Origin of the sequence: Aquimarina aquimarini (genome assembly GCF_900299535.1) — a bacterium.
GTDB lineage: Bacteria > Bacteroidota > Bacteroidia > Flavobacteriales > Flavobacteriaceae > Aquimarina > Aquimarina aquimarini.
In genome coordinates, this window is the sequence record NZ_OMKE01000023.1 from 390,515 (window position 1) to 417,209 (window position 26,695).

Consider the following 26,695-nt stretch of genomic DNA (forward strand, 5'->3'; position numbering starts at 1 on the left):
CTAATGGAGCAGGCTATTGTTTTAAACCTGCTCCATTGTTTTTTAATACCTATACAGTCTTGGTTAACTAATTTGTTTTACAAAGGAATATTTCCATGTTTTCGGTTAGGTCGCTCAACTGTTTTATTCTCAAGCATACTAAACCCTTTAATTAGTTTTCTTCTGGTATTTTCTGGTAATATGACTTCATCTATAAAACCACGTTGGGCAGCTCTATATGGATTGGCAAATTTCTCTGCATACTCAGTTTCTTTCTCTGCTAGCTTGGCAGCAGGGTCATCTGCAACTCCAATCTCTTTTCTAAAAATGATTTCACTAGCTCCTTTAGCTCCCATTACTGCAATCTCTGCAGATGGCCAGGCAAAGTTAAGATCTGCTCCAATATGCTTAGAATTCATTACATCATAAGCACCACCATAAGCTTTACGAGTAATCACTGTTACTTTGGGTACCGTAGCTTCACTTAGCGCATACAGTAATTTGGCACCATGTACAATGATACCATTCCATTCCTGATCGGTACCAGGCAAGAATCCAGGTACATCAACCAGAACCAATAATGGGATATTAAAGCAGTCACAAAAACGTGTAAAGCGGGCTGCTTTTTTAGAACTGTTTACATCCAAAACACCTGCCAAAAATTGAGGCTGATTCGCAACGATTCCGATACTTCTTCCGCCAAGACGGGCAAAACCAACGATAATATTTTCGGCGTAGTCTTTATGAATTTCATAGAATGAATCGGTATCGATAATCCCACCGATAACCTCATGCATATCATAGGGTTTATTAGGATTATCGGGTACAATGCTAGAAAGGTTATTTCTTACTTCATAAGTAAGCGTGTATTCTAATTTTTTAGGCTGTTCTTTATTGCTTTGTGGTAGGTAACTCAGTAGTTTTTTTACGTCTTCTAGGCATTCTATATCATTTGCAGAAGTAATATGTGCTACGCCTGATTTTGTAGAATGAGTACTGGCACCTCCTAATTCTTCAGAAGTAACCTCTTCATTAGTTACTGTTTTTACTACATTAGGTCCTGTAACAAACATATAACTGGTATCTTCTACCATCATAGTAAAATCGGTCATTGCAGGTGAATATACGGCTCCACCAGCACAAGGCCCCATAATAGCTGATATTTGAGGGATCACTCCAGAGGCTTGTACATTTTTATAGAAAATATCTGCATATCCGCCTAAAGAGCGTACTCCTTCTTGAATTCTGGCACCACCAGAGTCATTAAGACCAATGATAGGAGCTCCTGTTTTTACTGCCATATCCATTACTTTGCATATCTTTTCGGCATGTGTTTCTGATAATGCACCACCAAAAACTGTAAAATCTTGTGCAAAAATATAAATTAACCGTCCATTTACGGTTCCGTAGCCCGTAATGACACCATCCCCATAATAGATTTCTTTATCCATTCCAAAGTCAGTGGTACGATGAGTTACTAGAATACCAATTTCTTCAAAAGAGCCTTCATCAAGTAGATATTCAACGCGCTCACGAGCAGTTAATTTTTTCTTTTGATGTTGTTTTTTGATACGTTTTTCACCACCACCTAATTTTGCTTGTGCAATTTTATCTTGTAACGTTTTTATTTTTGAATCCATATATTTTATAGTGTTGGTATGCGTACTGTTTTTTGATCTTCGATATATTGTTTCATAGCAATTAGGGCAGCAACTTTGGCTTCTTCTCTTGCTTTTGACTGTATAGTATCGGTATTAAAGTATTTTTTTACGAAGTGAGTATCAAAACTACCAGATCTAAAGGCTTCATGTTCAAAAACAAATTTGCCAAAGGGTAATGTGGTTTGTACTCCTTTGATATCGTAGTTGTTAATTGCTTTTATCATTAATTGTATAGCTTCTTCACGAGTAGCTCCATACGTAATAAGTTTAGCGAGCATAGGGTCGTAGTAAATAGGGATATCCATACCTTCTTCAAAACCATTATCTACCCGAATTCCTTTTCCAGTAGGTATTTTATAAGTTTCTAAATGACCTACACTTGGTAAAAAGTCATTTAGAGGATCTTCTGCATATATTCTTAACTCTACAGCATGTCCTTTTATTTTTAGGTCTTCTTGTTGTATAGGGAGTTTTTCGCCTCGGGCTACTTTTATTTGTAATGCTACAAGATCGGTTTCGGTAATTAATTCTGTAACTGGATGTTCTACTTGCAATCGAGTATTCATTTCAAGAAAATAGAAATTATGATTTTCATCCAAAAGGAATTCTACTGTTCCTGCGCCAAGGTAATCACATGCTTTTGCAACTTTGATAGCTGCTTCACCCATTTTTGCACGTAGTTTTGTAGAAAGAACTGCAGAGGGAGCTTCTTCTACGACTTTTTGATGTCGTCGTTGTACACTACACTCTCTTTCAAAAAGGTGTACTACATTTCCGTGACTATCAGCCATCACCTGTATTTCTATATGTCGTGGTGAGGCTACATATTTTTCTATAAATACAGAGCCATCTCCAAATGCAGAAGTAGCTTCACTAATGGCTCTATTCATTTGAGATTCGAGGTCTTTTTCTTCTTCTACCACCCGCATTCCTTTTCCGCCACCACCTGCGGAAGCCTTAATCAAAATTGGAAATCCTATTTCTGTGGCAATTTTTTTAGCTTTATCAACATCTGTAATGGCTTCATCAATACCAGGAACCATAGGAATATTATAGGCTTTTACAGCTTCTTTTGCCGCTAGTTTACTACCCATAACTTTTATAGCCTTGGATTTAGGGCCAATAAAAATGATATTGTTTTTTTCGACCTCTTCAGCAAAGTCAGCATTTTCACTCAAGAAACCATACCCAGGATGTATAGCATCTACATTTAATTGTTTTGCAACCTCAATAATTTTGGAGCCTAATAAATAAGATTGATTTGATGGAGCTTCACCAATACAGACTGCTTCATCAGCAAATTTTACATGAGGAGCATTTCTGTCTACGGTAGAAAATATAGCCACTGTTTTGATTCCCATTTTACGAGCAGTGCTCATTACTCTAATTGCAATCTCACCTCTGTTTGCTATTAGTATTTTTTTCATATGATAGATTATTCAAACTCGATTAATAATTGACCTTTATCTACAGCATCTCCTGTAGTTGCAGAAATAGATTTTATGATTCCATCTCTAGGAGAGAGAATGATATTTTCCATTTTCATAGCTTCAAGAATAAGAAGAGGGTCATCTTCTTTTACTTCCTGTCCCGTTTTTACTTGAATATCTAGTAATAAACCTGGCATAGGAGCTTTGATTGCATTTACTTGTTTTGAAGATCCTATAGAAAAACCCATTTCTTTGATCCTAGCATCCAATTCATCAGCAATATTTACCTGATAAGTGTTATGATTAACTCTTATGGTGTATTGTTTGGCGTTAAAATCAGATTGTACGATTTCTGTATGATATGATGTATTGTCGAGAAGTACGTGATGGGTTGTATCTAAATTAGATGTAATATCTGTTTTTAAAATATCTTCTTCGGTAACATCAAATTCAAAAACCTTATTTACACTAACTTTATATGTGCTATTCATAGATGAGAATGTTTGATTTTTACGATAAATATAAATATTAAAACGACCAGATAATAGTGTAAGGTTTATTTCTTTATAATTTTATGGGTATATTATAATGATTTAAGCTAAAATCCTCTTCACACAGACGATTATAAAAACTTGCTATTAAACCTTTTGTGGTTTTTTTATGTTTGGTTGAAAATGACTAAGAGATATAATGATTATGAAAAAAGGAAGAATCATAAACTTTATGATTTATTACCAAGTATTCTGTGAAATAGTTTTTGCAATAAAGGAGAAGCTTCACCCATTTTTCTTTCTCTCTCTTTTGCAACAAGAATACCATCTTTGTCATAAAATAACTCATAACTGAATGCAAATTTTTTTGACTCAGAATCAATTTCTAATTGTCCAAACCTTAGATCATTAAAAAATAAATGATCATCATGTTTTTCGATGGTGTACCAACCTTCAGATAATTTAATCAACCTAATAATTAGAGGGTCATTTTTCATAGCACCAAGAAAGTGATGATTTTTAGGGAATTCAGAAAAATTGATATAGTCATCTTTATCAAAAAGAGAATAATATCCAATCAGGAAGGAGTCTTTTGTTTCAATATTAGCAGACCATAAAATACTGTTTAGAGGAGTAGGTCTTGTTTGAATCTCTTGATATGTAATGTGTTGATTTTCTAGATTTGTCCAAAAGGTAAACCAAGCATTACGTTGAAGTACTAATGTGATAATCATATATAGGCTACTAATCAATATTCCTAAATTGTTAAACAACTTTCTCTTGGGATGCGTTCTATTGTAGAACATAGCAATAATGACAAAAACTAAAAAAGGGATCGTATAGAGTGGATCTATAACAAATATATTTTTGAAAGATACTTTATAGTCAAAGGGCCAAAATAATTGGGTTCCCCAGGTTGTAAATGCATCCAGAATAGGGTGTGTGAAAAGGCCTAAAAACATAAGCCAACTCCAACCTTTCCAGTCAGCTTCTTTATTCTTGTATATCTTGGCAATCATCCAGCCTAGTATAGGGGCAGCGATTATACAAAAAATGATAGAATGAGAAAAACCACGATGTAACTCATTGGCAGTAATAGGATCAACAAAAAATTTGGATAACACATCTAGGTCGGGAATTGTACCAGCAACAGCACCCCAAAGCATAGCTTTATTACCTACTTTTTTTCCTAGTGCGGCCTCTCCCATAGCAGCACCCAATACAATTTGAGTTAACGAATCCATTCGTGTAATTAAATATTAAATCAATATTTTTTAATACATATGCTACATCTCTCAACTAGGCAAATAGATATGTATACCCCATCTGACATCAAACACTACTATTTATATTATAATACTGAGTATTTTCTAGTGATTTTGATATGTTTCAAATGTACGTTTATTTTTAAAGTCTTTGTTGCTGTAGTATGAAATCTAACATATGAAAGTCGTTGTTTGAGTTAAGTTTTTGATATATAGAGACTTCATTCTTATTAATTAATTGTACGTCTTACCGTTTAATATGTGTTTTTAAACGAAAACTATTTCATAAAGTTTAGTTTTATTATGGTCATTTCAAATAAGTTTATTTTCTTTGGGTGTAATTGGGAAATTAAATGAATACATTGGTGAATTGTGTTTTGTTAATCGATGATGACAAAGCCACAAACTTTTTTAACGAAAGAGTTGTTACCAAACATAAAGACTTTTATCAGGTAAATACTGTACAAAGTGGTATGGCAGCACTCGAATATTTAAACGAAGTAGAAAATAATAAGGCAACAAAGCCAGATCTTATTTTTCTCGATATTAATATGCCGGCTATGAACGGTTGGGAGTTTTTGGTTGAATTCTCTAAGTTAAATCAAAAAGTAACAGAGGGAATTAAGGTAATCTTATTATCAACGTCTTCTAATCCAGACGATGTAATGGCATCTGCAAAAAATCATTCTGTAGACGATTTTATTAATAAACCTTTATCTCTGGATTTACTAGATAATGTATTGACAAATCATTTTATTGAGTAATAGATAGTAACACTCTTTAATTGATTTAATTCTTTCTTTTTTACTAAAAATCAAATACTTTGATTAAGAATATTCGTTGTTTTTTTAGTTAAAATAACGAATATATGTTATTTTGTCGTTTATTTATGTATTTTGACGTAAAGTAATTCTGTTTTTTTATTTTTTTAATTTAGTAATTTGTTTTTTTTAAGTTGCTTTGTAATAGATAGTTGTGGTTTACACAAATTCTATTTAAAAAGTGATGATGAAAAATTTATTTATCAGAATTATGATACTTGGTAGAATATGAAAAAAGCAAAATATTTTCTTTTAGTGGATGATAGTGTTTCTACTAATTTCTTTAATAAAGCAATACTACAGAAAACTGAATGTGTAGAAAAAGTACTGCTTGCAAGAAATGGTAAAGAAGCACTAGATTATATAAAATCAGGAATTACCCCAGAAGTGATTTTTCTTGATATTAATATGCCTATAATGGATGGGTGGGAGTTCTTAGAGGAATTTGAGAGATTAGACAAAAAATTAAAAAAGAGTGTAATCATCTTGATGATAGGAGCAGAACTAAGTAGAGAAGATAGAGAGAAAGCAGAAAAAATAAAGGAAGTAAAGGAGTTTCAGGAAAAAATGTTAACCAAAGAAATTGTCTGTAAAATAGTAAAGAAATATTTTAACGAGGCAACTTCAGAGGTATGTAAACAATTGGATAATGTAATAGCTTAATACAAGCATATTATAAAATTTGTAGTTGATTTGAATACAAGCATAAACAATTCATTTAAATTAATAATTGATAAACAAAGTAGTGTAATAACTAAAGAACAAATAGATAGAGAAGTAAGGTCTAAAACATACCTTATTGGTTTTCTATTTCTTTGTTCTATTTCTTTATCTTTTTCTCAATCTAGGGCTGTATTATCAGGAAATGTTTCTGATCAATTTGGCAATTTACCAGGAGCCAAAGTAGCTATTGAAGGTACTGATAAAAGTACTACAACAGATGTAAATGGTAATTATAATTTTGATGTTGATGAGGGGGAATATATTATAACTTCAAGTTTTGTTATGTATAACCCTGTTTCCAAAACAATAGATATAAAGGTAGGAGATACAACAAAGGTTGATTTTGTTTTGGAAACAGGATTCTCTATAGATCAGCCAGTTTCATTAGGGTCTAGAGCAAAACCAAAATCCCTTCTTAAAAATACAGCAGCGGTAGACATCATATCTCCGCAACAATTGACAAACTCATCAGAAGTAGAATTAAGCCATATTCTTCATTATTTTATCCCGTCTTTTCATTCTACAAATCAAACGATAGCAGATGGAACTGATCATATTGATCCTGCAACATTAAGAGGTTTAGGCCCTGATCAGGTGCTAGTTTTGGTAAATGGTAAACGTAGACATAATAGTTCGTTACTTAATGTAAATGGTACAGTTGGTAGAGGATCAGTAGGAACTGATTTTAATGCAATACCTATTGCTTCTATAGAAAGAATAGAGATATTAAGAGATGGAGCTACATCACAATATGGATCTGATGCCATTGCTGGAGTGATTAATATCATACTCAAAAAGCAAATAGAGATAATTCAATTGGATAACCGAGTAGCTATAAATACAAAAGGAGATGGATTTAATGTCTATTCATCAGCTAATTTTGGCTTAAAAATAGGAGAAGAAGGTTATATAAATGTAACTGCAGAGTATAGAGAAAGAGAAGCTATAAATAGATCAGGAGATTATACTGGTACAGTATATTCTGATGATAGTGATGCAGATCAAAGACTGATCGAAGAAAACAACTTTTTTGATCAAACAGGGTATTCTGGTAAACAAGTAATGGAGATAGGTAGTGCCGCAACACAGAACCTTGCATTATCGTTCAACGGAGAAGTTACTATGTCTGATTATGCAAAATTTTATATGCATGGAGGAAGAAATTATAGAGAAGGAACCTCTAAAGGTTTTTATCGTTTTCCTAAAGATCAAGATAGAGTTGTTTTAGAACTTTTTCCAAATGGTTTTTCACCTGAAATACTTACAGATATTCAAGATGATGCTATTACTGGTGGTATTAGAGGAATAAAGAATGAATGGAATGTAGATTTTAGTCATTCTATAGGAGTTAATAGATTAGATTATACGGTAAATAATTCTAATAATGCATCTATGGGTATAGCTTCTCCTAGAACCTTTTATGCAGGAGGGTTTATTTATAAGCAAAATACTACAAATCTTGATATTTCAAGAACTTTTGATTGGCTCAGTGGGGTTAATGTTGCTTTTGGAGCAGAGTTGAGGGTAGAAAATTATGAAATTATAGCAGGGGAAGAAGCTTCTTATATTAATGCGGGAAGTACATACATTAATAATATAGGAGAAGAACTACCTAGAATCGCAGGAGCTCAGGTTTTTCCTGGTTTTCAGCCTGAAAATGAATTAAATCGTTTTAGAACTAACAGCTCAGGATATTTGGATATAGAAGCCAATATGACTGATAAATTATTAATAAGAGGGGCCGCTCGTTATGAGGCATATAATGATTTTGGAGGAAATGGTATTTGGAAACTCTCGGGCAGATATAGAATAAAAGATGGTATTAGTGCCAGAGTAGGTTTCTCTACGGGGTTTAGAGCACCTTCTCTTCATCAAGTTTTTTTTCAGAATGTAAGCACCCAGTTTATTAATGGAGAGAGTGTACAAGTTGGAACTTTTAATAATGAAAGTGCTGTTGCTACAGAAGCTTTTGATATAGGAAGATTAAAACCAGAATTATCAAGCCATTTTAGTACAGGATTAAGTGGTAAGATTCGTGATAATCTTACCTTTAGTATTGATTATTACTTGATTAATATTGAGGATAGAATTGTTCTTTCAGGAAGATTTGAAGAGGGGTATGAAGCAATTTTAGAACCTTTTAATGTTAGTGCAGCTCAATTCTTTACTAATGCAATAGACTCTAAGACTTCTGGAGTAGATATGTCTTTATTTTATAAAACCATAGTAGGAACAGGAGAACTCAATGCTTCTTTGAGTGCGAATATGACAAAAACCAAAGTAAAAGGACCAATAAAGGTTTCTCAGGCATTGGCAGGGCAAGAAGAAGTTCTTTTTAATAGAGAAGAAATAGCAAGAGTAGAATATGCACAACCCAATTATAAAATAAACTCGATACTTTCTTATGATGTGGGGCAATTTGGATTTCAAATGGTAAATACACTTTTTGGTAAAGTAAAATTTATTCACCCAGATGATGCAGACCCACAAAATTGGATTGTAAATGATTTTACTGGAAATATAGAGACCAGGGATCAAACGTTTTCTCCAAAATTGGTTACGAATGCAGTAATATCATATCAAATTAATGATTATATAAAATGTTCAGTAGGAGGTAATAATATCTTTAATGTATACCCCGATAAGCATACACATGCTGATAATACAGAGAATGGTAATTTTAGATATAGTAGGAGGGTTCAACAATTTGGAGTAAATGGTGCTAATTATTATATGAGATTATTGTTAAGGTTATGAGTAAAAGGCATCAAGATATATCAATATTGCCTGTTAATTTATTGAGATTTGTATTGATCTCAGCTTTCCTTGTTTTTTCTTCTCAAAGTATAGCTCAAGAAACAAATAATGAAGAAGTAAAAAGGTTACAGCGGGCTATATTTATATTCAATTTTGCACAACAAATAGGCTGGCCAGATATAGAGCAACAACAAGACTTTAATATTGGAGTACTTGGACCTGATAGAACAATACTAGATCTTCAGGCAATGGCTCAAAAACGTAAAATTCATAATAAATCCGTAAAAATAACTCGTTTTCAATTTGTAAAAGAAATAAAAAATGTTCACGTACTGTATGTAAATAATAAATATAGCTATGACATACACTATCTTTTGAATAAAGTTTCTGGTAAAAAAATATTATTAATAACAGAAGATTATAATTTTAATGCTTCTATGATTAATATGGTTAATGTAGGGAATTCTTTTGAGTATGAAATTAATGCAAACCGTATAAAAAAAGAAAAGTTTCTTATGATACCTGCTTTAAAAAGGCATGCTGTCACTTCTTCAGAGAAATGGAAACGATTGTATCAAACAACAGAAAAAACCTTAAATCAAGTACAGGAAGATAAAAATAAACAAGAAACACTACTCAAGAATAAAGAAAAGCAGATACTGGATCAAGAAGAAAAAATAACTAACCAATTAAATAATATTGATAGTAAGAATATAGAAATTCTTGAAAAAAATAGAAGAATAAATAAACTGTATACAGAGAGTGATATTCAACAAAAAAAATATGAGGAAAAAGTAATTATAGAAAAAGAATTAGAAAAGAATATTCAAGAACAGATTACTTTTATTAAACATCAGGAAGAAAAAATTAAACATAGCAATACTGAGATCGATAATCAGAATAAAACCTTACTAGAACAACAAGATAGAATCAATGAACAAGAAATTGTTCTAGATAAACAAGTATCAGAAATTAATGCTCAGAAAAAGATACATATATTATTGATTAGTGTTATCGGTTTGGTTCTGGGAGTCAGCTTTTTTATGTATAGAGGGTATTTGGCTAAGAAAAAATATAACAAAGAGCTCAAACGTAAGAATTTAGAGATTTATGCTCAATCAAAAGAATTAGAATCAAAAAACAAAGAACTTGAGCAATTTGCCTATATAGCTAGTCATGATTTACAAGAACCTCTCAATACAATATCAAGTTTTATAGGATTAGTCAATGAGGAGTATGGTGATCGTTTTGATGATGCAGGAAAAGAGAGTATGTCTTTTATCAAAGATGCAAGTATTAGGATGAAAAACCTTATTGATGCTTTACTAGAATATTCGAGATTAGGAAGAAGTAGAGAATATAAAGAGGTAGATTGTAATAGCCTTATTGATGAATTGAAAAAAGATCTAAAAACGGTTCTTGAAAAAACAGAAACCCAACTTATTATAGATGATTTACCAAAAGTAAATGGTTCTGCAATTGAGCTTCGTTTATTGTTTCAGAATTTAATTAGTAATGGTATAAAATTTTGCGCAAAAGGGGTTTCTCCAGAGATTGCCATCTCTTGTACCAACCATGATTCATCAAATGAGTTTTGGCAATTTTCTGTAACTGATAATGGTATTGGTATCCCTTTGAAACATCAAGAACGTATTTTTGCTATTTTTCAACGATTACACTCTAGAGATCAATATGAAGGTACAGGTATTGGGCTTGCACACTGTAAAAAAATAGTAGAAGCTCATGGTGGAAAAATATGGCTAGCATCTGAAGAGAATGCGGGAAGTACTTTCTATTTTACGATTCCTATTACTCAAAAAACACCTTAAACGGTTTTTGTTATTCGCTTTTATTTGAGAGACAAGCATTTTGTTTGTTTGATTTAGCTCCATAAAATTTATTAAAAATTAAGCAAGCAGTAAGATCACCAGTTACATTGACTGCAGTTCTAAACATTCCTAAAATACGATCTATACCAATAATAACGATAAGACCATCAATTGGAATTCCAGCACTTTGTAATACCGATGCAAGAATAATAACTCCACCTCCAGGAATGGCTGGTGTACCTATGGAAGCAGCTACAACAGTAAAGGTAATTAATAGTAGATTCATTATAGATAATTCAATACCATAGGCTTGTGCCATAAATAAAGTCGTCACACATTGAAATAATGCAGTTCCGTCCATATTAATTGTAGCTCCAACAGGAATAACAAAATCACTAATATTAGAAGATATACCTAATTTTTCATCTGCTGTTTTCATAGATAGAGGCATAACAGCAGCAGAACTTGCGGTGGAGAATGCTAATAATTGTGGTTCCTTGATTACTCTCAAAAACTTGAAGGGATTTTTCTTTGTGATCGTTAAGACTAATATTAAATAGAATATCATTAAAATAATTAGACCTAGTATGACCACTACCATATAGTAACCCAAACCAAGGAATATTTCAATGCCAGTCCTTGATAATAAAGCCGCTATTAAACCAAAGACGGCGTAGGGTACTAACATCATAGCCCATGATACTATAATCATACAGATTTTCTGAATAGCTTCTGAAAAACGAATAATAGGCTTAGCTGTTTCTTGACGGAGTTGAGTGATTGCTACACCAATTATAATGGTAAAAATTACAACACCCAACATTTCACCTGTTAAGATAGACTCTAGTGGATTATTAGGGATAAGGTTTGATATCGTATTAGGAATGTTCTCAATAATGTTAGTTTGGTTATTAATAGGTATTTGGTTTTCTCTGCTGTTTGGGAATCCGCCAAGCGAAAAAATATATTGACCAGGTTTCAAAATAAGTGTTACTATCAGACCTATTATGATGGCAACAGCTGTGGTAAAAACGAAATACAGTAATAACCGAAGACCAAAGCTTTTTAGGTTTTCAGAAGTATTACTAACAATCCCCATAATAATTGATGTAAATATCAATGGAATCATAATCATTTGAGTCAACCGCATAAAAATTTGACCTGGTAGATCAAGCCAATCGGCCAGTCGTAAACTAATATCCTCAGGAACTAGCCCTGTAGATTGATTAAGTAAAATTCCCACTCCTGCTCCTAAAATAAGCCCGATAATTACTTTAAGCCATAAACGCCCTTTTATAAGACGATCTAAATGAATTGATAAATTATTAAGAGGTCTAAATTCTATCATGGTAGTAAGTACGGTTATGATTTATATGGGATTAATAGGTAATCATTTTGATCAAACCCTTGGGGATGTATAGAGTGAAACGAAATTACACAATAGAGTACAGAGGAAGAAGAGTAGTATATAGAAGAAATATGCATAATGTGGTATGTCAAGAAGCTCTTAGAAAAGACTTACATAGAAATCATTTAACTTGTATTATTTGATTGCCTTGAAATGTTGATTCTACCCTTTTATTATTCACTTCAAGTTTATCAATATTGTATTGAGATAAGTCATTAAAATCGATTTTAAGTTCAGAAACTCTTGATGTTTTTATCGATAATTTATTCTTTGTAACTGTTGCAGTCAGCTTGGCTTTTGAATACTCATTTTTAAAAATATCATAAAAATAACCGTTGTTAAAACGTCCTTCAATTACTTTTGTTTTTCCATTTCTTTCAATCAAGATTGCTGTATTATCTCCTGCCTTCTTTTTATGTACATAAAAGTAAGGAGAATAAGGAGAGGTAATTGTATCTTTTTCCATCATTAATACAATATCATCTTTTTTCAACCCCATCCTCTTAGCACTAGAAGAGTCAGATACAAAATGGCTTATTTTAAGTCCTTTCCCTTGATATGAATAATCGTATTTTATTCCAAAATTGGCTTTGTTGTTAAATACCTTTAATTGATAAGGTTTATGCCATGATTTTTTGGCTACCAGTGTATCAATATTTACTATCGATATTCCGTTGATAGTAGTATTAATTGTACCAGAGCTTTCCCAAGAAATTTCATTATATGGTGTGCGATCAGTGTTTTTAATAAAGTTTATAATATTATCTTGCTCAGTCTTTAAATAACTCATTTCATGATTACCTTCTAATTCTCTATAGGTAATACTCTTATTATATTTCTTTAAATAATCAATAGTAGGTGCGATTTGTTGAATATCATATAACATATCATCTTTTGTATTGATTATATATAAAGGTTTGTGATTAGAATTTGCGGGAAAAAGACTGTGATTTGATAATTTTGAGGCAACTTTTAGACTACCATTCATAGAAATAAAACCCGAAAATTCAGTAGGTTTTATAAATGAAAAATAAAGAGCTCCAGAACCACCATCAGAAAAACCACTCAAAAAAACTTTATTTTCATTAATGTTAAAGTCTTTTTTTACCAATTCTATTTCTCCCATAACCATATCAATTCCAACTGAATCAAACCAAGTAGCCCCTTTTTGACCATAAGAAAATAACAAATAGAACTCTCCTTTATCTGCCAGTTCAATAAGTTTTGACTTTTTAATATAGCTTAAAGGATCTTTTTTTAGATTTGGATTTGAGATTGATCCATGTAGGTATACTAAAAGTGGTTTTGGTGTTTTTATATCTAAATTTTTTGGAGTATATATAATAAATGGACGATCCATATTATCAGAACACTTATAAGTTAACTGATCATATTTTCCATTTTGTGCAAATGAGATATTTGTGATTAAAATTAAAAAGTATATTATTTTTTTCATTGTTTAATTTTTGATGTGTGATAGCAGCAGTTTTTTAATAAACTGAAAATTATGAATCTGTATTGTAACAAAGAATATTATAAAAATGTAGACAATCATACTATGACCTTATCGTTTTTTTGACTAAAGTTTTATGCCATAATAGCTATTGATTTCTATTTTGTGTAAGCTTCAAAACAGTGGTGTTTATAGAGAATATATTTGTTACATAATTCTGTGATAAAGATAGGAATTACGTATAAAAAAGAGGAGTGTATTTTCTTAACTTTAACTATGTTCTATAATATCAATTATACATTAAAGAATAGTGGTGTAAGAGATATTATGAATAAAAACAGTTGTGATTTTTTGTTAAGTAAATGTATGATTTTATTGCAATTTTGATACCTTAAAGTAAAATGATAATACTTAAGGTACTGTCTAAAGTATGGTTTTGGGCAAAACGAATAAAAATACTGGATAATCAGAGAAATATTTATTGACTTAATTTCCCATATTGTTTTTTAATTTTGAGATAGTTACTGATTAACATGTATATTGCTTGAGGTAGCATAAAAAAAGTTATTCCCGAATTAGGAACCATATAGCAACCAAGTAACACTACTATAAAATAACTAACAGTAAAGTAGTGTGGTAATGCTAATTTTTGTTTTTCGATTGAATGTACTAATAATCCTAAAGTAATAAGAAAAAATCCAAAATATAAAAACCAAAATGTAGCAAAATGCTCAAAATTTGTATGTTCTATTGATGCAGGTAACTCTTTCATTCCTTGACTAACTTTATAGAAGTTAGATTCTGAAAAAAATAGTATTTGTTTTTGAAATCCCCCAGAAGAAAAGGCAAATAGGGTATGCATAATTCCAATTATAATGAGTAGTAAACCATTGGTGATTTTTTTTATAATTCTCATACTATATTTGTTTTAATAAGTAAGAGACAAAACTACTTGTTTATACGGTGAGATTTTTTGATCTAAATCAAATTATGTTTTTGCGGCTCTTATTCTACTCAAAGTTTCTTGAGTGATTCCTAAAAAAGTAGCAATATCCCCTAAAGGTACGATGAGTTCAATTTTTGGATGTTGTTTTATTAAGCTTTGATAACGTTGTTTAACGGTTCTAAATTGAAGAGAAAACATTCTATGTCTATATAGAACAATCACTTTGGATAATACTAATCTAAATAGATGCTCAAAATCATGATGGAGGCTACACAAATTCTCTACATCTTCTTTATTAGTTTCTAAAAGGATATAATCTTCCATTGTTTCAATATAATGAAGGCTGGGTTCGTCTGTAAAATAACTACTACTAGAAGTAATAAACTCACTTTCAAAAGCAAACCAATCAATAATTCGTTTTTCATCACGAATGTAATAAGCTTTTAAGGAACCTTTTAAAATAAAATATAGTTTATGATGATGCTGTCCTTTTTTTACTAAACAGGTCCCTTTTTTATATTTTGTGATTGTAGATTTAGCACTCCAATAAGTAAAAGTAACATCTTTTAATTTACAATAATTTAAAATTATTTGTTGTTTGACTCTATTCAATTTTTAACTTTTTAAATATGTGATTAAGAAAGATGTTTTAAAATATAATAGATTCTTTTTCTTTTTGTAAGAATCTATCTTACTTAGATTCTGATTTTTTGATGTGAATTTCTTGGTGTTTTTTCTTCATAAACATGTATACCACCTAGTCAAATACGATACTATATTTTTAATCAATACTAATTTTTATTTTTTTTGAGTATTATTATATGATTTACCTAGCTGTTTGAAATCGTATTTTAGCTATTGACAAATGTTTTACCACAATAATTCTGTTTCATTCTCTGAGCCCCAAAATGTTCCGCTTTTAAAATCTTTTTTTATAAAGTTGTAAATGTTTTCTGCAGATTGTTTTGAAGTCAATCTACCATTTTTACTACTATTTTCTGAGATGTTTGTTACTACCCAACCAGGATGAATGGAAGCAACTTTGATTCTATTTTCTAACCTATTCGTTAGTATTTTTGAATACATATTTAATGCACTTTTAGACATTCTATAGGCTACAGAATCAATATGTTCACAATGTTCTATTGAGCCCATTTTTGAAGAGATATTCAATATTTTTCCATTTGTATTGATTAAGTCAATTAAGGGTTCGGTGAAAAAAACTGTTCCAGTAACGTTTACTTCAAAAGTTTGTTTAAAAGATTCTTTTTGAGGGAGTACAGTGTCTAAATCTGGTCCAATTCCAGCATTATTAATTAAAATATCGATCTTCTTAAAATTGGTAAATATTTCTTTGTGAGCATTTTCTATACTTGAAGGTATTGATAAATCTAATTGCATAGCGTGAAAATTCATGGTATCAAACCCTTCAATTTTCCCACTTCTGTTTGTTCCGATAACGTAGAAGTCGTTATCAAGCATCTTTTCAACTAAAGCTCGTCCAATTCCTTTGCCAGCCCCAGTTATTAAAGCGATTTTATTCATTTTTTTAAGTGATTCTAGAGGTTTTTATTATGATTCTATACCAAAATTTGCCGTTGATTAAAATATCCTATTTTCATAGAAGTAAATTCAAATCAGAAATAGTTTTGTCAATAATTTTCAGATAAACTCTTTAAAACATTAATTGTTTTCTCCGAATCTTTTCTATCAACAAAAATGTGGTCATGATAATATCCAGCAATAACATTACAACTAATGTCGTTTTTTGCTAATTCTGTTGAAAATATTGCTGTTAAGCCAACAGCATCTAGAGATGAATGAATCATAAGAGTAATCCAGGAAGCTATATATTCATAGCGCAAATTTAGTTCATCTGCCTTTTTTTTCTCAATAACAATTGTTGTTCCTTCCTTTTCTTTGAATTCACAGATAATATCTTTTCTGTTAATGATACCAATGTCCTTTACTGTAGAGAACACGTATTCTCCATCATTTAGCTTAGGGGTCATTCCCTTTATTAATTCAGATAAATTTGTTTCTCCAGCCATTTTACATTCCCTTTTTAATTTTATGTAATAAATATAGATAATTACCCTGAGTAGAATAGGGGAGTGAAATTTTAATTATTTGGAATATCTTTTTATAAAAGCCTACATTATATCGCTATGCAACGTTTTTGTCCAGATTAAAGAATCTATTTATTTGGCTTAAAAAATCGTTTTTTGGTTTATTCAAATTCAAAATGTTATAAAACGGATTATTTATGGATTTATCAATTAGTTGTCCATTCCTAATTTTTAATAAGTGAGGAAATCGATTGTAATTTTTTAGATTATAAAGAGCTTCCGAGATAAATTCAGTTGTGTAATCGGATTCAATTTTTTTTCCATTTAGATATACGATATCAATTTCTTTAGGCAGATTTAGGAGTATATTTTCTTCAATATACTTCTTTGAGTTTTTTCGGTTATTGTAGCAGAAGAAATTTTTCCCATCATTTTTGATCAAAAACTCAGCATATTTTTTCTCAAATCTTTTTCGGCAAAAGCTTTTAATAGGAATAAAAATAATCATCGGAATTGAGAGTGCCAATAAAGGAATCCCAATGATAACCATTCGTAATATGTCTCTTAATTTTATCAAGGTTTAAGTGTAGTCTAATGTCGTTTTATATAAAATACTGTTTTAATTAGACAGGTTATTAAATTTAAGAGGTTTAAGTTTCTATTTGACAAAAGGTAAATCTCTCAATTTGATAGACCTAAAAACTTATGCAAACATATTTTCTTCTGTATTATTTCTAACAAGATTTATTGCTTCGCAATATTGCTCTTTACAGAAATGAAATTCAAGGTCTTTATAATTTATCTCAAATGGAATTATTTTAGAGAAATTTTTAAAGTCATACCAATATATATCTTTGGCTCCAATAGATATTTTGCATGTAAGACTATGATCTCCAGGAATACCAGAGTACTTATAATCATATAGCGTATATCTCTGATCTTGATAGATATAATCATGTAAGGTTTCACACAAAAAGTGATTCTGATTATGAAATGCTATAAAGAATGATATTCCTTCATAACAACCATTTTGAATATGTAAGCCTTTCTGTTTAAATTGTTTTACTTCTATTTCTTCTATTATATTCTTAAAGTTAATTCCGTTTAAATATATAACGGTAGTCATGTAATCCTCAAGTTCAGATTTTATAGACCCAAAACTTATTTTATCTCTTTGCATAACTTTAACCTTAGTATTAAAGTGATTTAACTTTTTCGATAGTATCAAAAAAATTAAATCACTTCAATATTTAAAAAATTAATAAGAAATCTTATGTGGCGGTAATGGCTTCGAAGTTAATTTCTTGAGAGGAGGCGCAAATTGTGTTAATTTGATATCTTTTACTGCAGCTCTATACTCTTCAATTGTAGGGGTTCTTCCAAGAATAGCTGAAAGAACTACGACTGGTGTAGATGCTAGTAATGATTCTCCTTTCTTGCGATCTGTATCTGCTACAACACGGCCTTGAAACAGACGTGTAGAAGTGGCCATTACAGTATCACCTTTTTCTGCTTTTTCCTGATTACCCATACATAGGTTACAACCAGGTCTTTCTAGATATAGTATATTGTCATATTCTGTACGCGCACTGCTTTTAGGAGCAGTATCATCAAACTCAAAACCAGAATATTTTTGAAGTACTTCCCAATCTTTTTCTTCTTTGAGTTCATCAATGATATTATAGGTAGGAGCTGTTACTACCAAAGGAGCTCTGAACTCAACCTTACCATGTCTTTCTTCTAGGTTTTTAAGTATTTTGGAAACAATCTTAATATCACCTTTGTGAACCATGCAAGAACCTACAAAACCTAAATCTACCTTTTTCTTACCTTCGTAGTAGGTAAGCTCTCGAATGGTATCATGTGTATATCGTTTAGATACATCCTCATTATGTACATCTGGATCAGCAATCATTGGTTCATCAATGATATCCAGGTCAACTACAAATTCTGCATAATATTTAGCATTGTCGTCAGGAGTTAACGCAGGTTTTTCTCCTGATTTAATTTGATCGATTCTTTTATTGGCTTTATCTATAAGTCCTTGAAGTACTTGTTTCTCGTTGTCCATACCCTTATCGATCATGATTTGAATCCTACCTTTGGCTATTTCTAGGGATTCGATTAGGGTATCATCTTGAGAGATACAAATAGAAGCTTTAGCTTTCATCTCTGCTGTCCAATCTGTAAAGGTAAAGGCTTGATCAGAAGGTAGTGTTCCAATATGTACTTCAATAATTTTACCTTGAAATACATTTTCTCCACCAAACTCTTTAAGCATTTGAGATTGGGTTGCATGAACTACATCACGAAAATCCATGTAGTCTTTCATTTCTCCTTTGAAAGTCACTTTTACTGATTCTGGAATAGGCATAGATGCTTCTCCTGTTGCCAATGCAAGTGCTACTGTACCCGAGTCTGCTCCAAAAGCTACACCTTTTGACATTCTTGTATGAGAGTCACCACCAATGATTATAGCCCAATCATCTATAGTAATATCATTAAGTACCTTGTGTATAACATCGGTCATTGGATGATATTTGTGTTCGGGATGACGAGCGGTAATAAGCCCAAAGTCATTCATAAACTTCATTAACTTTGGTATATTTTCTTGAGATTTAAAATCCCATACTGAGGCTGTATGACAACCTGATTGATAACCACCATCTACTATGGGGGAAATTACAGTTGCAGCCATCATTTCTAGTTCTTGAGAAGTCATAAGCCCTGTTGTATCTTGGGAACCTACAATATTTACTTCAACTCGTACATACGAGCCAGCGTGTAATGTTGCTCCAGAAGTTCCAACGGCATTTTTATTAAATATTTTTTCTACAGCAGTAAGTCCTTGCCCTTCATGAGAAACTTCTTTAGATGTTGCAAATACTGGTGAAATAGCGATACCTAATGTTTTAGCTGCAAACGCTTGTAATTTTTTACCAAATACGATTGCATAGGATCCTCCAGCTCTCATAAATTCCATTTTCTGTGGAGTAAGCGCTGAAGAAATATCAATTAACTCCTGATCACCATTGTAGAGCTTCTTTGTTTTCGTATTGATTGTAAGTACAGTACCCGTATCGACCGAGTATGTTTGCTCAAGAATCGGTTCTTCATCTTCATCTACTAAGAGGTTACCATCTGCATCATACTTTTTTACCCAGTTTTTGAGATCTAGACCAATACCACCTGTTACACCAACAGTAGTAAGAAAAATAGGTGAAATACCGTTTGTACCAGCAACTACTGGAGCAATGTTGATAAATGGTACATATGGACTTGCTTGTTTACCGGTCCAAAGTGCTACGTTATTTACACCAGACATTCTTGAAGAACCTACCCCCATAGTACCTTTTTCAGCAATTAGCATAACTGATTTGTCAGGGTGTTTTTCTTGAAGCGCCAAAAGTTCTTTTTGTCGATCTTCGTTATGTTCAAATAAACATTTACCATGTAGTTCACGGTCTGATCTAGAGTGAGCATCACTACCAGGAGAAAGTAAATCTGTAGAAATATCTCCTACACCAGCAATAAAAGTGACTACTTTAATCTCTTCATCTACCTCTGGAAGTTTGGTGAAAAAATCAGCTTTAGCATAACTTTCAATAATATCTTTAGCTATTTTGTTATCCTTTTTAAAAGCCTCTTCCAAACGATCCATATCTGCTTCATAGAGAAAAACCTGTGTCTTCAAAATCTTGGCAGCTTCTTCTGCGATAGCAGTATTGTCACCCAATGCAAGATCGAGAAGCACACCAATAGAAGGTCCCCCTTTCATGTGAGATAGCTGTTCAAAGGCAAATGAAGGTGATATTTCTTCTACGAGAGATTCACCAAGAATAATTTCTTTTAAAAATTTTGCTTTCACACCAGCAGCACTCGTTGTTCCTGGTAATACATTGTAGATAAATAAGTTAATGGAGTTTGATCGATGTTCATTATTTACATCTTTGATTTGTTCAATGATTTCGCTTAACAATTCCGAACCATCAATTGGTTTCGGGTGAAGCGCTTGATCTTTTCTTTCTTCAACCTCCTTAAGGTATTCACTGTATCTGCTCATAAATATTTTTTTCTTTAACCTAAAGGGGTTTATAAGTCCTCTTTAGAAAACAAAAAGAGAAATCTCTAGATTCTCTCAATAAAACAAAAATAAACAATTCTTCTAATTTAAAGTAATATCATTTATTCTAACTTAATTAAAGTAAGATTTAATTTAATCTATTTCTGAGTGTTATAAAGAAAAACCTCTGTATAGAGGTTTAAAATGGGGAGTTTTTCTAGAATTCATGTCTTTACCAGAGAAAGTATCAAAACAATAAAATATCTTAGGTTATAGCTGGTAAATTTGAATTTTAAACTGTCTTAGCTATAGAGAAGCCTACAAGTTTCATTTAATGGTTTTAGGTAGAGGCTGTCATTTTACCTAAATTAATTTTTTCTGCACTGGTAAACTTTATATCTCTTACATACTCCATTTTCTTCCATAAATAAGAATTGCCTTTTAAACCATTTGTTAATTTCATCCTTCTATCCAACCTTTTTATTTCTTTTGATGTTGCTTTTCTTTTCTCTCCTAATTCACCATATAATTTAATTGCAGGTGGAGTAGAGAATTTTTCTTTAAATAAAGATTTAATCCAAAAAAGGGAATTACTGTTTACTCCTAAAACACAAATGTTTTTATTGATGTTTGCATGAATAGGAAGTTTTGAAACAAATTTCTCAAAATAAAACCCTGTCTGGTTGTCATTTAAAAAAAGTGAGCCAATAGGTGTTATCGTTGGGGTATTGTTAGGATCAACAGAAGCTATCGATACATGAAGGCTTGATTTAAAGCTTTTATTAAAATGTATTCTTATACTTTTCCACTCTGTGACGATATTCATTATTTCTCTTTATTTACCAATCACAATATGATATTCTGTGGGAATTTCAATTCCATTAAACCCATTTGTTAATCCATATAGTAGTATAAATGATAATATTATTCCTGAAAACAGAATTATATATGCTTGTTGACTTGGTTTGACTTCTAATAAAATACTTTTTACTTTCATTCTATGAATAGAAGAAATATGTCCAAAAAATGAAATTATAGCTAGCCCATAATAGGGAGCAAAAAACAGATAATGAGGAAATGTGTTTAATCCCGCTACTCCAAAATATACATTTGTATCTAAATTTAAAATGAGCCTACCTATGAATACTGCACCAAGGTGAAAAACAAAAAAAAAGGCTAAATACACTCCACTCCACAGTTGTAATTTTTCGAAGAATGTTTTAGCCACTTTTTTCTTTATTAAGAATAATTTTACTCCAGAAATAACTTGAATTAAAATTGCAAGCAATAGTATAGATTCTACAATTATATTTCTATAAAATACTCGAAGGGTATTCATTAATTCGATATGTTCTTCTACACCAAAAAGGCCGTAAAGGTGATTGAATAAATGAAGATTTATAAAAAGAAAAATTAGTATTCCAGAGATATAATGTATTTGTTTCACCTTTGTTTTTGTTTACAAAGGTAAAATCAATATTAAAGTTAGCATTTGATATAAATCAAATTCGAGTTTTTAACTTTCGTATTCTACTCAATGTTTCTAGAGTAATACCAATGTAAGAAGCTAAATGAGTTAATGAGACTCTTTGAGTAATGTTTGGATAGGCTAACAAAATATTTTGATATTTCTGTTCGGCAGTTTGAAACTGCATTGATACAATTCGCGCCTGAAGTTTTAACATCGTTTTGGTTGCAACTCTGTTTGTTAATCGTTCATAATCATGATATTTATCTGATAGTTTCATTATATCATCTTTAGATATAACCAGCAATGTAGTTTCTTCTAATACTTCTATATAATGTGGACTTGGAATATTTTGAAAAAAGCTATTTATAGCACAGATGAAATCATTTTCAAAAGCAAACCAATCAGTAATATCTTTTCCATCTTTTAGGTAGTATGCTCTTGTACTTCCATCAACAATAAAATAAGCTTTATCAGAGATTTGGCCTTCTTTGACTAATACTTCCCCTTTTTTTAAAGTTAATATTTGAGAGTAATTTGAAAATTCTAATTTGCACTCATCATTTAGATGCGCATATTTATCACTCATTATATTTATTATATCTTCCTTATTCATCGTAATAATTGAATTCTATTTTTGCAATAGTATTTAATAAACCTGTATCAATTTTTGTTACGTTTTGTTCAATAGTTTGGTTAGTTCCGAAAATAAGAAATAAAATATAAAACTGATATTTTGTTCAATGTATTTTTACAAATGATTTAGGTTATACTTAATCTAGTAAAACCATATGGAAACATTGACCTGTATTGTTATAGTAAGTTCTCTACGGTTTTTAGTATTGTTGAGAGTATATTTTTATTTAATTGTGTTTAGGTACAGGTAATTCAAAGTAGTCATTTTTTGTTTTATCCAGCATATCCGATACTTTACTTTGGTTTTTTCTTGTAGGTTTTAGATTAATGAATTTTCCAATTATATTTCTATACCTGTAAATGATTATTGTATTTTCTACTTTTGGATTTATCTTATTTAAATGAACTTCTGATTGGATGTCTGAAAATGAGGGAACAAAAGTTAGCGCAGTATTTTCAATCTTTAATTCTTTTCCAAGTTGCTCTAATTCTATTTGTCTATTTGATTTACTGTACTCAATTTTATTTCCATATACGAAATAGACTTTTAAATATTTTTTTCGTTTGTTACTTTCTTGCTCTAAAAATGTTATCCATTTTTTAATTTCACTCCAATTAGGGTGATTACCCACAAAATAGATAACCCCGTGATAACGTCCATATTTACAAACAGGGCAAGTTTTTTTTCCTTTGTCTGGCCCCCAAGCATGAAAGGGTGTAAAAGAAGGAGCTTCTTCTCCAATTTCTCGCCCAGATTCAATTCTATTACTTATATATGTGGGGTAATTTGGAATATTTAGCCCTAAAATAATATTGTGCTCTGCAACTTGCATTTCTTTATCAATTAACACTCTTAAAATCCCATTTCCTCCACGATTTTTGAACTTCTTTCTTTTATTGCTTGTTAATGTAATATCATCAGCAAATACTAAATTATCAATATAGTATTCATTATCAATTTCAGGTTCTTTAATAGATAAATGAATATGTGCAGGTATATCTGAATTAGGATAATTAGCTGGTCGAATTGTATAAATCGAGTAGTTTCCTTGTTTGTCTGATTTTACCCAACCACGAATATGCCCGTGTTTTTTAGTTTTTCCTTTACCATTAGAATAATAGCCATTGTTATCTGTTTGCCAATAATATACTATTACATTATTTGCAGGTGTAACTCCATCTAATTCCAGTATTTTTCCAGTTACCAGTAACCTTTGTCCTTTTTCATTCCATGCAGAACTTGTATCAACTGATTGAATATTTTTTGGCATTCCAACATACATTAATTCACAACCATCGCAACCACCGCCAACAATTTTATTAGTATTCTTTGTAGATGTTTCCTCTTTTTTTGTCTGACTATTACAACTTGTTAATGATATTAGGAATAGAAAAAATAGTCCAATGTTTAGTATTCTTTTCATTATTTTAATTTTAGTGAACATCAAATGTCCAAGAAATCTTATGTATGAAAAAGGTAATTACTTGTAAATAGGTTAGTAGGAGTGTTTTTATTGCTTAGTGGTTTAAGAGTTCATTCCAATTTTGACGATAATGTCTACTAAGTCTTATAGATTGGCCATTGGTTAAAATGCAATCATAATCACCATTCTTTCGTGATTTTAATTCTGTAATGTGATTTTTATTGGCAATTACTGAGCGATGTACTCTTATAAAGGTTTGAGGATCTAATAATTTTTCAAGCTTTTTTAAGCTCTCATCGTGTAAGAATTTTTGATTATTAGCGTATATCATTGTGTAGGGTCTATCTGTTTTAATAAATAGAACGGTAGAAATATCAATCTTTATTCGTCGGACTCCATTTTTAACGGTTAGGGTTTTAATGTTTTTTTGAATTGTAATTTGTGCTTTTCTTTTAAGGTAATCAAAAATGAAAGGGCTAAATAAATATGCAATAATTGTTATATATAATTGATTTGAAATAGCATTTTTAAATATTCTAGAAAATCGATGTGGAACTGGAAAAATGATATTACTTGCTAAAATAAAAACCGAAGTGAAAAGAAATATATGTAATAAGCTAAATACAAAACCTGTACATAAAGCATAAAATATTTTGTTTGTTGTTGATTTGGGTTGAATTTTATCGTAAAAAGAATTGGCAATTTTAATAAATGGAATAAATAAAAGCCAATATGTATTGTAGAGCATTGTATCTGACCAATAAAAGCCAGTAATTTGAATTTTAGAGAAAACATAGTCTTGAAAAATGGCCAAACCATATAATATAATGCAGAAGAGAACTAATAAACTAAAACTTGAATTTAAGAGCTTACTGTTTGTTTTATAAAGTTCCTGAGTTCTCATTATTTTTTTTAAGTTGCTATCTACCTCTCGGCAATGGGGTTATAAAGTCTAGTGATTAGCTTAGTTTGTTCTTGTTGTATTATTGTTACTTGAATGTAAGCTTAATTCCTTCAGTAACCATTCCTGTTCCAATTATGGCAAGAATTAATCCCATTAACTTACCAATTACAGATATTAAGTTATCTCCTATTTTTTTTACTATCAAATCACTTAAAGAAAAAGTTAGATAAGTTAGAAAGATCATTATCGCAAAGACCGATATTACAATTGCAATATGAATGTATGTAGCATTAGTAACAAAATTCATTGCCGTTACAATAGTTCCTGGGCCTGCTAGAATAGGAATGGCCAAAGGGGAAATAGCAAGGTTACTTCTATCTTCTGAATCTGCATTATTATGTACTTTAGACTTCTTAGACATTAGCATTTCAAACCCAACATAAAATATTAGTATTCCTCCAGTTATTTTAAAAGCAGGGATTGTAATTCCAAATAATTGAAAGATATATTTTCCAGCAATAATAAAAGCTACGACGATAATAAATGCTGTAATTGAAGCTGTTTTGGCAATCTTTTTTTTCTTTTCTTTATTTTCTCCTTCTACAAGTCCTAAGAAAATTGGGGTATTAGCTATTGGATTCATAATAGCAAAGAAACCCATGAATACTGTTAACCCATAACTAATTAAGTTTTCCATAATTTATATTTTTAATATTTGGTAAGATACATAATTGATATTGAGTATATACCAAGTAGGGGAGTAGAAAGCGGTAAGCTAGTCAAAACGATATATTATGTTACCCATTCAGTACTTTTATCCTATTATTGTGAGCATTTTTTTCATCTTTTTCAAACATGCCTACATGAGTTCCATCATCGTCATAATCAATGATTTTTCCGTTTTTGATGATTATACTGATTAAATTATCAGTAGCTGTTTCGACTTTAATTTCAGCATATCTTCCATCAAGTTTATCACTTTCATAATGAATTTGAATTCCCTTTACATTACTTTTTGCAAGAGCATCTTGTTTGTCGTTTAGTTCAAATTCTCTAAAATGAGCTTCTTTTATTGTTTCTCCATCTTTTGGCTCACATCCATAATCTGCAACGGTAAAAGAGAAGTTACATTCTTCCCAGAGTAAGTCCTTAATTTTTTCAATTGAAAGGGTTGGTAAATTCAATACATCTTCAATTGTTGTAAACATCGTATCAGAAATGCTTGGATTCTTATCATCTTGTGAGAATAATTCAAATTCAATTTCTTTATCAAAAATTGTAACATAAATATTTACATACCCGATCCCATATTCATCCCAATTAATTTTATTCTCGATTTCTTGTTTATTCATTTATAAGAGGTTGTTC

At 30.9% G+C, this 26,695-nt stretch carries 24 protein-coding genes; 4 read left to right on the forward strand and 20 right to left on the reverse strand.

Translation table 11 applies throughout. The annotated features are described in order from the left end of the window. Positions 1–77 precede the first annotated feature (77 nt). From DG508_RS12860 to DG508_RS12875, 4 genes are all read right to left on the reverse strand, one after another. Complete coding sequence (locus DG508_RS12860) at positions 78–1,619, reverse strand: acyl-CoA carboxylase subunit beta (RefSeq protein ID WP_108868529.1); 1,542 nt, start codon at positions 1,617–1,619, stop codon at positions 78–80. Between the two features lie 5 nt (positions 1,620–1,624). Continuing rightward, positions 1,625–3,067 (reverse strand): acetyl-CoA carboxylase biotin carboxylase subunit, encoded by a 1,443-nt coding sequence (gene accC / locus DG508_RS12865; protein ID WP_108868530.1) that lies wholly within the window; start codon positions 3,065–3,067, stop codon positions 1,625–1,627. An 8-nt stretch (positions 3,068–3,075) separates the two neighbouring features. Next, positions 3,076–3,561, reverse strand: coding sequence for an acyl-CoA carboxylase biotin carboxyl carrier protein subunit (locus DG508_RS12870; protein WP_108868531.1), 486 nt, complete (start codon positions 3,559–3,561; stop codon positions 3,076–3,078). A gap of 230 nt (positions 3,562–3,791) precedes the next feature. Further along, entirely contained in the window at positions 3,792–4,805 is a 1,014-nt protein-coding gene (locus tag DG508_RS12875) for a metal-dependent hydrolase (RefSeq protein WP_108868532.1), read from the reverse strand. A gap of 374 nt (positions 4,806–5,179) precedes the next feature. On the opposite strand from DG508_RS12875, the gene DG508_RS12880 reads away from it, so the two are divergent. From DG508_RS12880 to DG508_RS12895, 4 genes are all read left to right on the forward strand, one after another. Beyond that, positions 5,180–5,590 (forward strand): response regulator, encoded by a 411-nt coding sequence (locus DG508_RS12880; RefSeq protein ID WP_108868533.1) that lies wholly within the window; start codon positions 5,180–5,182, stop codon positions 5,588–5,590. 285 nt (positions 5,591–5,875) lie between these two features. Next, positions 5,876–6,310: a response regulator gene (locus tag DG508_RS12885; protein ID WP_108868534.1), complete on the forward strand. Its 435-nt coding sequence runs from the start codon at positions 5,876–5,878 to the stop codon at positions 6,308–6,310. Between the two features lie 30 nt (positions 6,311–6,340). Continuing rightward, the gene (locus DG508_RS12890; RefSeq protein WP_234418227.1) at positions 6,341–9,127 is read left to right on the forward strand and encodes a TonB-dependent receptor; all 2,787 of its coding nucleotides are present in this window, start codon (positions 6,341–6,343) and stop codon (positions 9,125–9,127) included. Continuing rightward, positions 9,124–10,956, forward strand: a complete 1,833-nt coding sequence (locus DG508_RS12895; RefSeq protein ID WP_108868535.1) for a YfiR/HmsC family protein — start codon at positions 9,124–9,126, stop codon at positions 10,954–10,956. The genes DG508_RS12890 and DG508_RS12895 overlap by 4 nt, the downstream gene beginning before the upstream one ends. A gap of 10 nt (positions 10,957–10,966) precedes the next feature. On the opposite strand, the gene DG508_RS12900 is transcribed toward DG508_RS12895, so the two are convergent. The 16 genes from DG508_RS12900 to DG508_RS12975 all read right to left on the reverse strand — a co-directional run bounded on the left by DG508_RS12900 (position 10,967) and on the right by DG508_RS12975 (position 26,679). Further along, a complete protein-coding gene (locus DG508_RS12900; protein WP_108868536.1) occupies positions 10,967–12,304 on the reverse strand; it encodes a dicarboxylate/amino acid:cation symporter in 1,338 nt (445 codons plus the stop codon). Between the two features lie 181 nt (positions 12,305–12,485). Beyond that, positions 12,486–13,820, reverse strand: coding sequence for a phospholipase (locus DG508_RS12905; protein WP_108868537.1), 1,335 nt, complete (start codon positions 13,818–13,820; stop codon positions 12,486–12,488). A 475-nt stretch (positions 13,821–14,295) separates the two neighbouring features. Further along, the gene (locus DG508_RS12910; RefSeq protein WP_108868538.1) at positions 14,296–14,733 is read right to left on the reverse strand and encodes a DUF6463 family protein; all 438 of its coding nucleotides are present in this window, start codon (positions 14,731–14,733) and stop codon (positions 14,296–14,298) included. 72 nt (positions 14,734–14,805) lie between these two features. Further along, positions 14,806–15,375, reverse strand: coding sequence for a Crp/Fnr family transcriptional regulator (locus tag DG508_RS12915; RefSeq protein WP_108868539.1), 570 nt, complete (start codon positions 15,373–15,375; stop codon positions 14,806–14,808). Between the two features lie 258 nt (positions 15,376–15,633). Further along, positions 15,634–16,308 carry an SDR family NAD(P)-dependent oxidoreductase gene (locus DG508_RS12920; RefSeq protein WP_108868540.1) on the reverse strand — a complete coding sequence of 225 codons (675 nt, stop codon included), beginning with the start codon at positions 16,306–16,308 and terminating at the stop codon, positions 15,634–15,636. Between the two features lie 107 nt (positions 16,309–16,415). Then, positions 16,416–16,814: an ACT domain-containing protein gene (locus DG508_RS12925; protein WP_108868541.1), complete on the reverse strand. Its 399-nt coding sequence runs from the start codon at positions 16,812–16,814 to the stop codon at positions 16,416–16,418. Between the two features lie 115 nt (positions 16,815–16,929). Beyond that, positions 16,930–17,409 (reverse strand): hypothetical protein, encoded by a 480-nt coding sequence (locus tag DG508_RS12930; protein ID WP_159090812.1) that lies wholly within the window; start codon positions 17,407–17,409, stop codon positions 16,930–16,932. A gap of 126 nt (positions 17,410–17,535) precedes the next feature. Further along, positions 17,536–18,012: a hypothetical protein gene (locus DG508_RS12935; protein ID WP_108868543.1), complete on the reverse strand. Its 477-nt coding sequence runs from the start codon at positions 18,010–18,012 to the stop codon at positions 17,536–17,538. 78 nt (positions 18,013–18,090) lie between these two features. Continuing rightward, positions 18,091–20,895, reverse strand: a complete 2,805-nt coding sequence (locus tag DG508_RS12940) for a bifunctional aconitate hydratase 2/2-methylisocitrate dehydratase (protein ID WP_108868544.1) — start codon at positions 20,893–20,895, stop codon at positions 18,091–18,093. 340 nt (positions 20,896–21,235) lie between these two features. Then, complete coding sequence (locus DG508_RS12945) at positions 21,236–21,721, reverse strand: pyridoxamine 5'-phosphate oxidase (RefSeq protein ID WP_108868545.1); 486 nt, start codon at positions 21,719–21,721, stop codon at positions 21,236–21,238. Between the two features lie 9 nt (positions 21,722–21,730). Next, entirely contained in the window at positions 21,731–22,342 is a 612-nt protein-coding gene (locus DG508_RS12950; protein ID WP_108868546.1) for a hypothetical protein, read from the reverse strand. Between the two features lie 55 nt (positions 22,343–22,397). Continuing rightward, positions 22,398–22,979: a Crp/Fnr family transcriptional regulator gene (locus tag DG508_RS12955; protein ID WP_108868547.1), complete on the reverse strand. Its 582-nt coding sequence runs from the start codon at positions 22,977–22,979 to the stop codon at positions 22,398–22,400. Between the two features lie 247 nt (positions 22,980–23,226). Then, positions 23,227–24,423, reverse strand: coding sequence for a dioxygenase family protein (locus tag DG508_RS12960; protein WP_108868548.1), 1,197 nt, complete (start codon positions 24,421–24,423; stop codon positions 23,227–23,229). A gap of 94 nt (positions 24,424–24,517) precedes the next feature. Beyond that, positions 24,518–25,327, reverse strand: a complete 810-nt coding sequence (locus DG508_RS12965) for a LytR/AlgR family response regulator transcription factor (RefSeq protein ID WP_108868549.1) — start codon at positions 25,325–25,327, stop codon at positions 24,518–24,520. Positions 25,328–25,412: 85 nt separating this feature from the next. Then, entirely contained in the window at positions 25,413–26,024 is a 612-nt protein-coding gene (locus tag DG508_RS12970; RefSeq protein WP_108868550.1) for a MarC family protein, read from the reverse strand. A gap of 100 nt (positions 26,025–26,124) precedes the next feature. Next, entirely contained in the window at positions 26,125–26,679 is a 555-nt protein-coding gene (locus DG508_RS12975) for a hypothetical protein (protein ID WP_108868551.1), read from the reverse strand. Positions 26,680–26,695 lie beyond the last annotated feature (16 nt).

Bases quoted from the DNA above. Each gene is read 5' to 3' on its own strand.
- DG508_RS12910 (WP_108868538.1), bottom strand. From the start codon at position 14,733: ATGAGAATTATAAAAAAAATCACCAATGGTTTACTACTCATTATAATT.
- DG508_RS12895 (WP_108868535.1), top strand. From the start codon at position 9,124: ATGAGTAAAAGGCATCAAGATATATCAATATTGCCTGTTAATTTATTG.
- DG508_RS12880 (WP_108868533.1), top strand. From the start codon at position 5,180: ATGAATACATTGGTGAATTGTGTTTTGTTAATCGATGATGACAAAGCC.
- DG508_RS12955 (WP_108868547.1), bottom strand. From the start codon at position 22,979: ATGAATAAGGAAGATATAATAAATATAATGAGTGATAAATATGCGCAT.
- DG508_RS12905 (WP_108868537.1), bottom strand. From the start codon at position 13,820: ATGAAAAAAATAATATACTTTTTAATTTTAATCACAAATATCTCATTT.
- DG508_RS12870 (WP_108868531.1), bottom strand. From the start codon at position 3,561: ATGAATAGCACATATAAAGTTAGTGTAAATAAGGTTTTTGAATTTGAT.
- DG508_RS12935 (WP_108868543.1), bottom strand. From the start codon at position 18,012: ATGCAAAGAGATAAAATAAGTTTTGGGTCTATAAAATCTGAACTTGAG.
- DG508_RS12965 (WP_108868549.1), bottom strand. From the start codon at position 25,327: ATGAGAACTCAGGAACTTTATAAAACAAACAGTAAGCTCTTAAATTCA.
- DG508_RS12960 (WP_108868548.1), bottom strand. From the start codon at position 24,423: ATGAAAAGAATACTAAACATTGGACTATTTTTTCTATTCCTAATATCA.
- DG508_RS12945 (WP_108868545.1), bottom strand. From the start codon at position 21,721: ATGAATATCGTCACAGAGTGGAAAAGTATAAGAATACATTTTAATAAA.
- DG508_RS12920 (WP_108868540.1), bottom strand. From the start codon at position 16,308: ATGAATAAAATCGCTTTAATAACTGGGGCTGGCAAAGGAATTGGACGA.
- DG508_RS12875 (WP_108868532.1), bottom strand. From the start codon at position 4,805: ATGGATTCGTTAACTCAAATTGTATTGGGTGCTGCTATGGGAGAGGCC.
- DG508_RS12860 (WP_108868529.1), bottom strand. From the start codon at position 1,619: ATGGATTCAAAAATAAAAACGTTACAAGATAAAATTGCACAAGCAAAA.
- DG508_RS12940 (WP_108868544.1), bottom strand. From the start codon at position 20,895: ATGAGCAGATACAGTGAATACCTTAAGGAGGTTGAAGAAAGAAAAGAT.
- DG508_RS12900 (WP_108868536.1), bottom strand. From the start codon at position 12,304: ATGATAGAATTTAGACCTCTTAATAATTTATCAATTCATTTAGATCGT.
- DG508_RS12970 (WP_108868550.1), bottom strand. From the start codon at position 26,024: ATGGAAAACTTAATTAGTTATGGGTTAACAGTATTCATGGGTTTCTTT.
- DG508_RS12885 (WP_108868534.1), top strand. From the start codon at position 5,876: ATGAAAAAAGCAAAATATTTTCTTTTAGTGGATGATAGTGTTTCTACT.
- DG508_RS12925 (WP_108868541.1), bottom strand. From the start codon at position 16,814: ATGGCTGGAGAAACAAATTTATCTGAATTAATAAAGGGAATGACCCCT.
- accC (WP_108868530.1), bottom strand. From the start codon at position 3,067: ATGAAAAAAATACTAATAGCAAACAGAGGTGAGATTGCAATTAGAGTA.
- DG508_RS12975 (WP_108868551.1), bottom strand. From the start codon at position 26,679: ATGAATAAACAAGAAATCGAGAATAAAATTAATTGGGATGAATATGGG.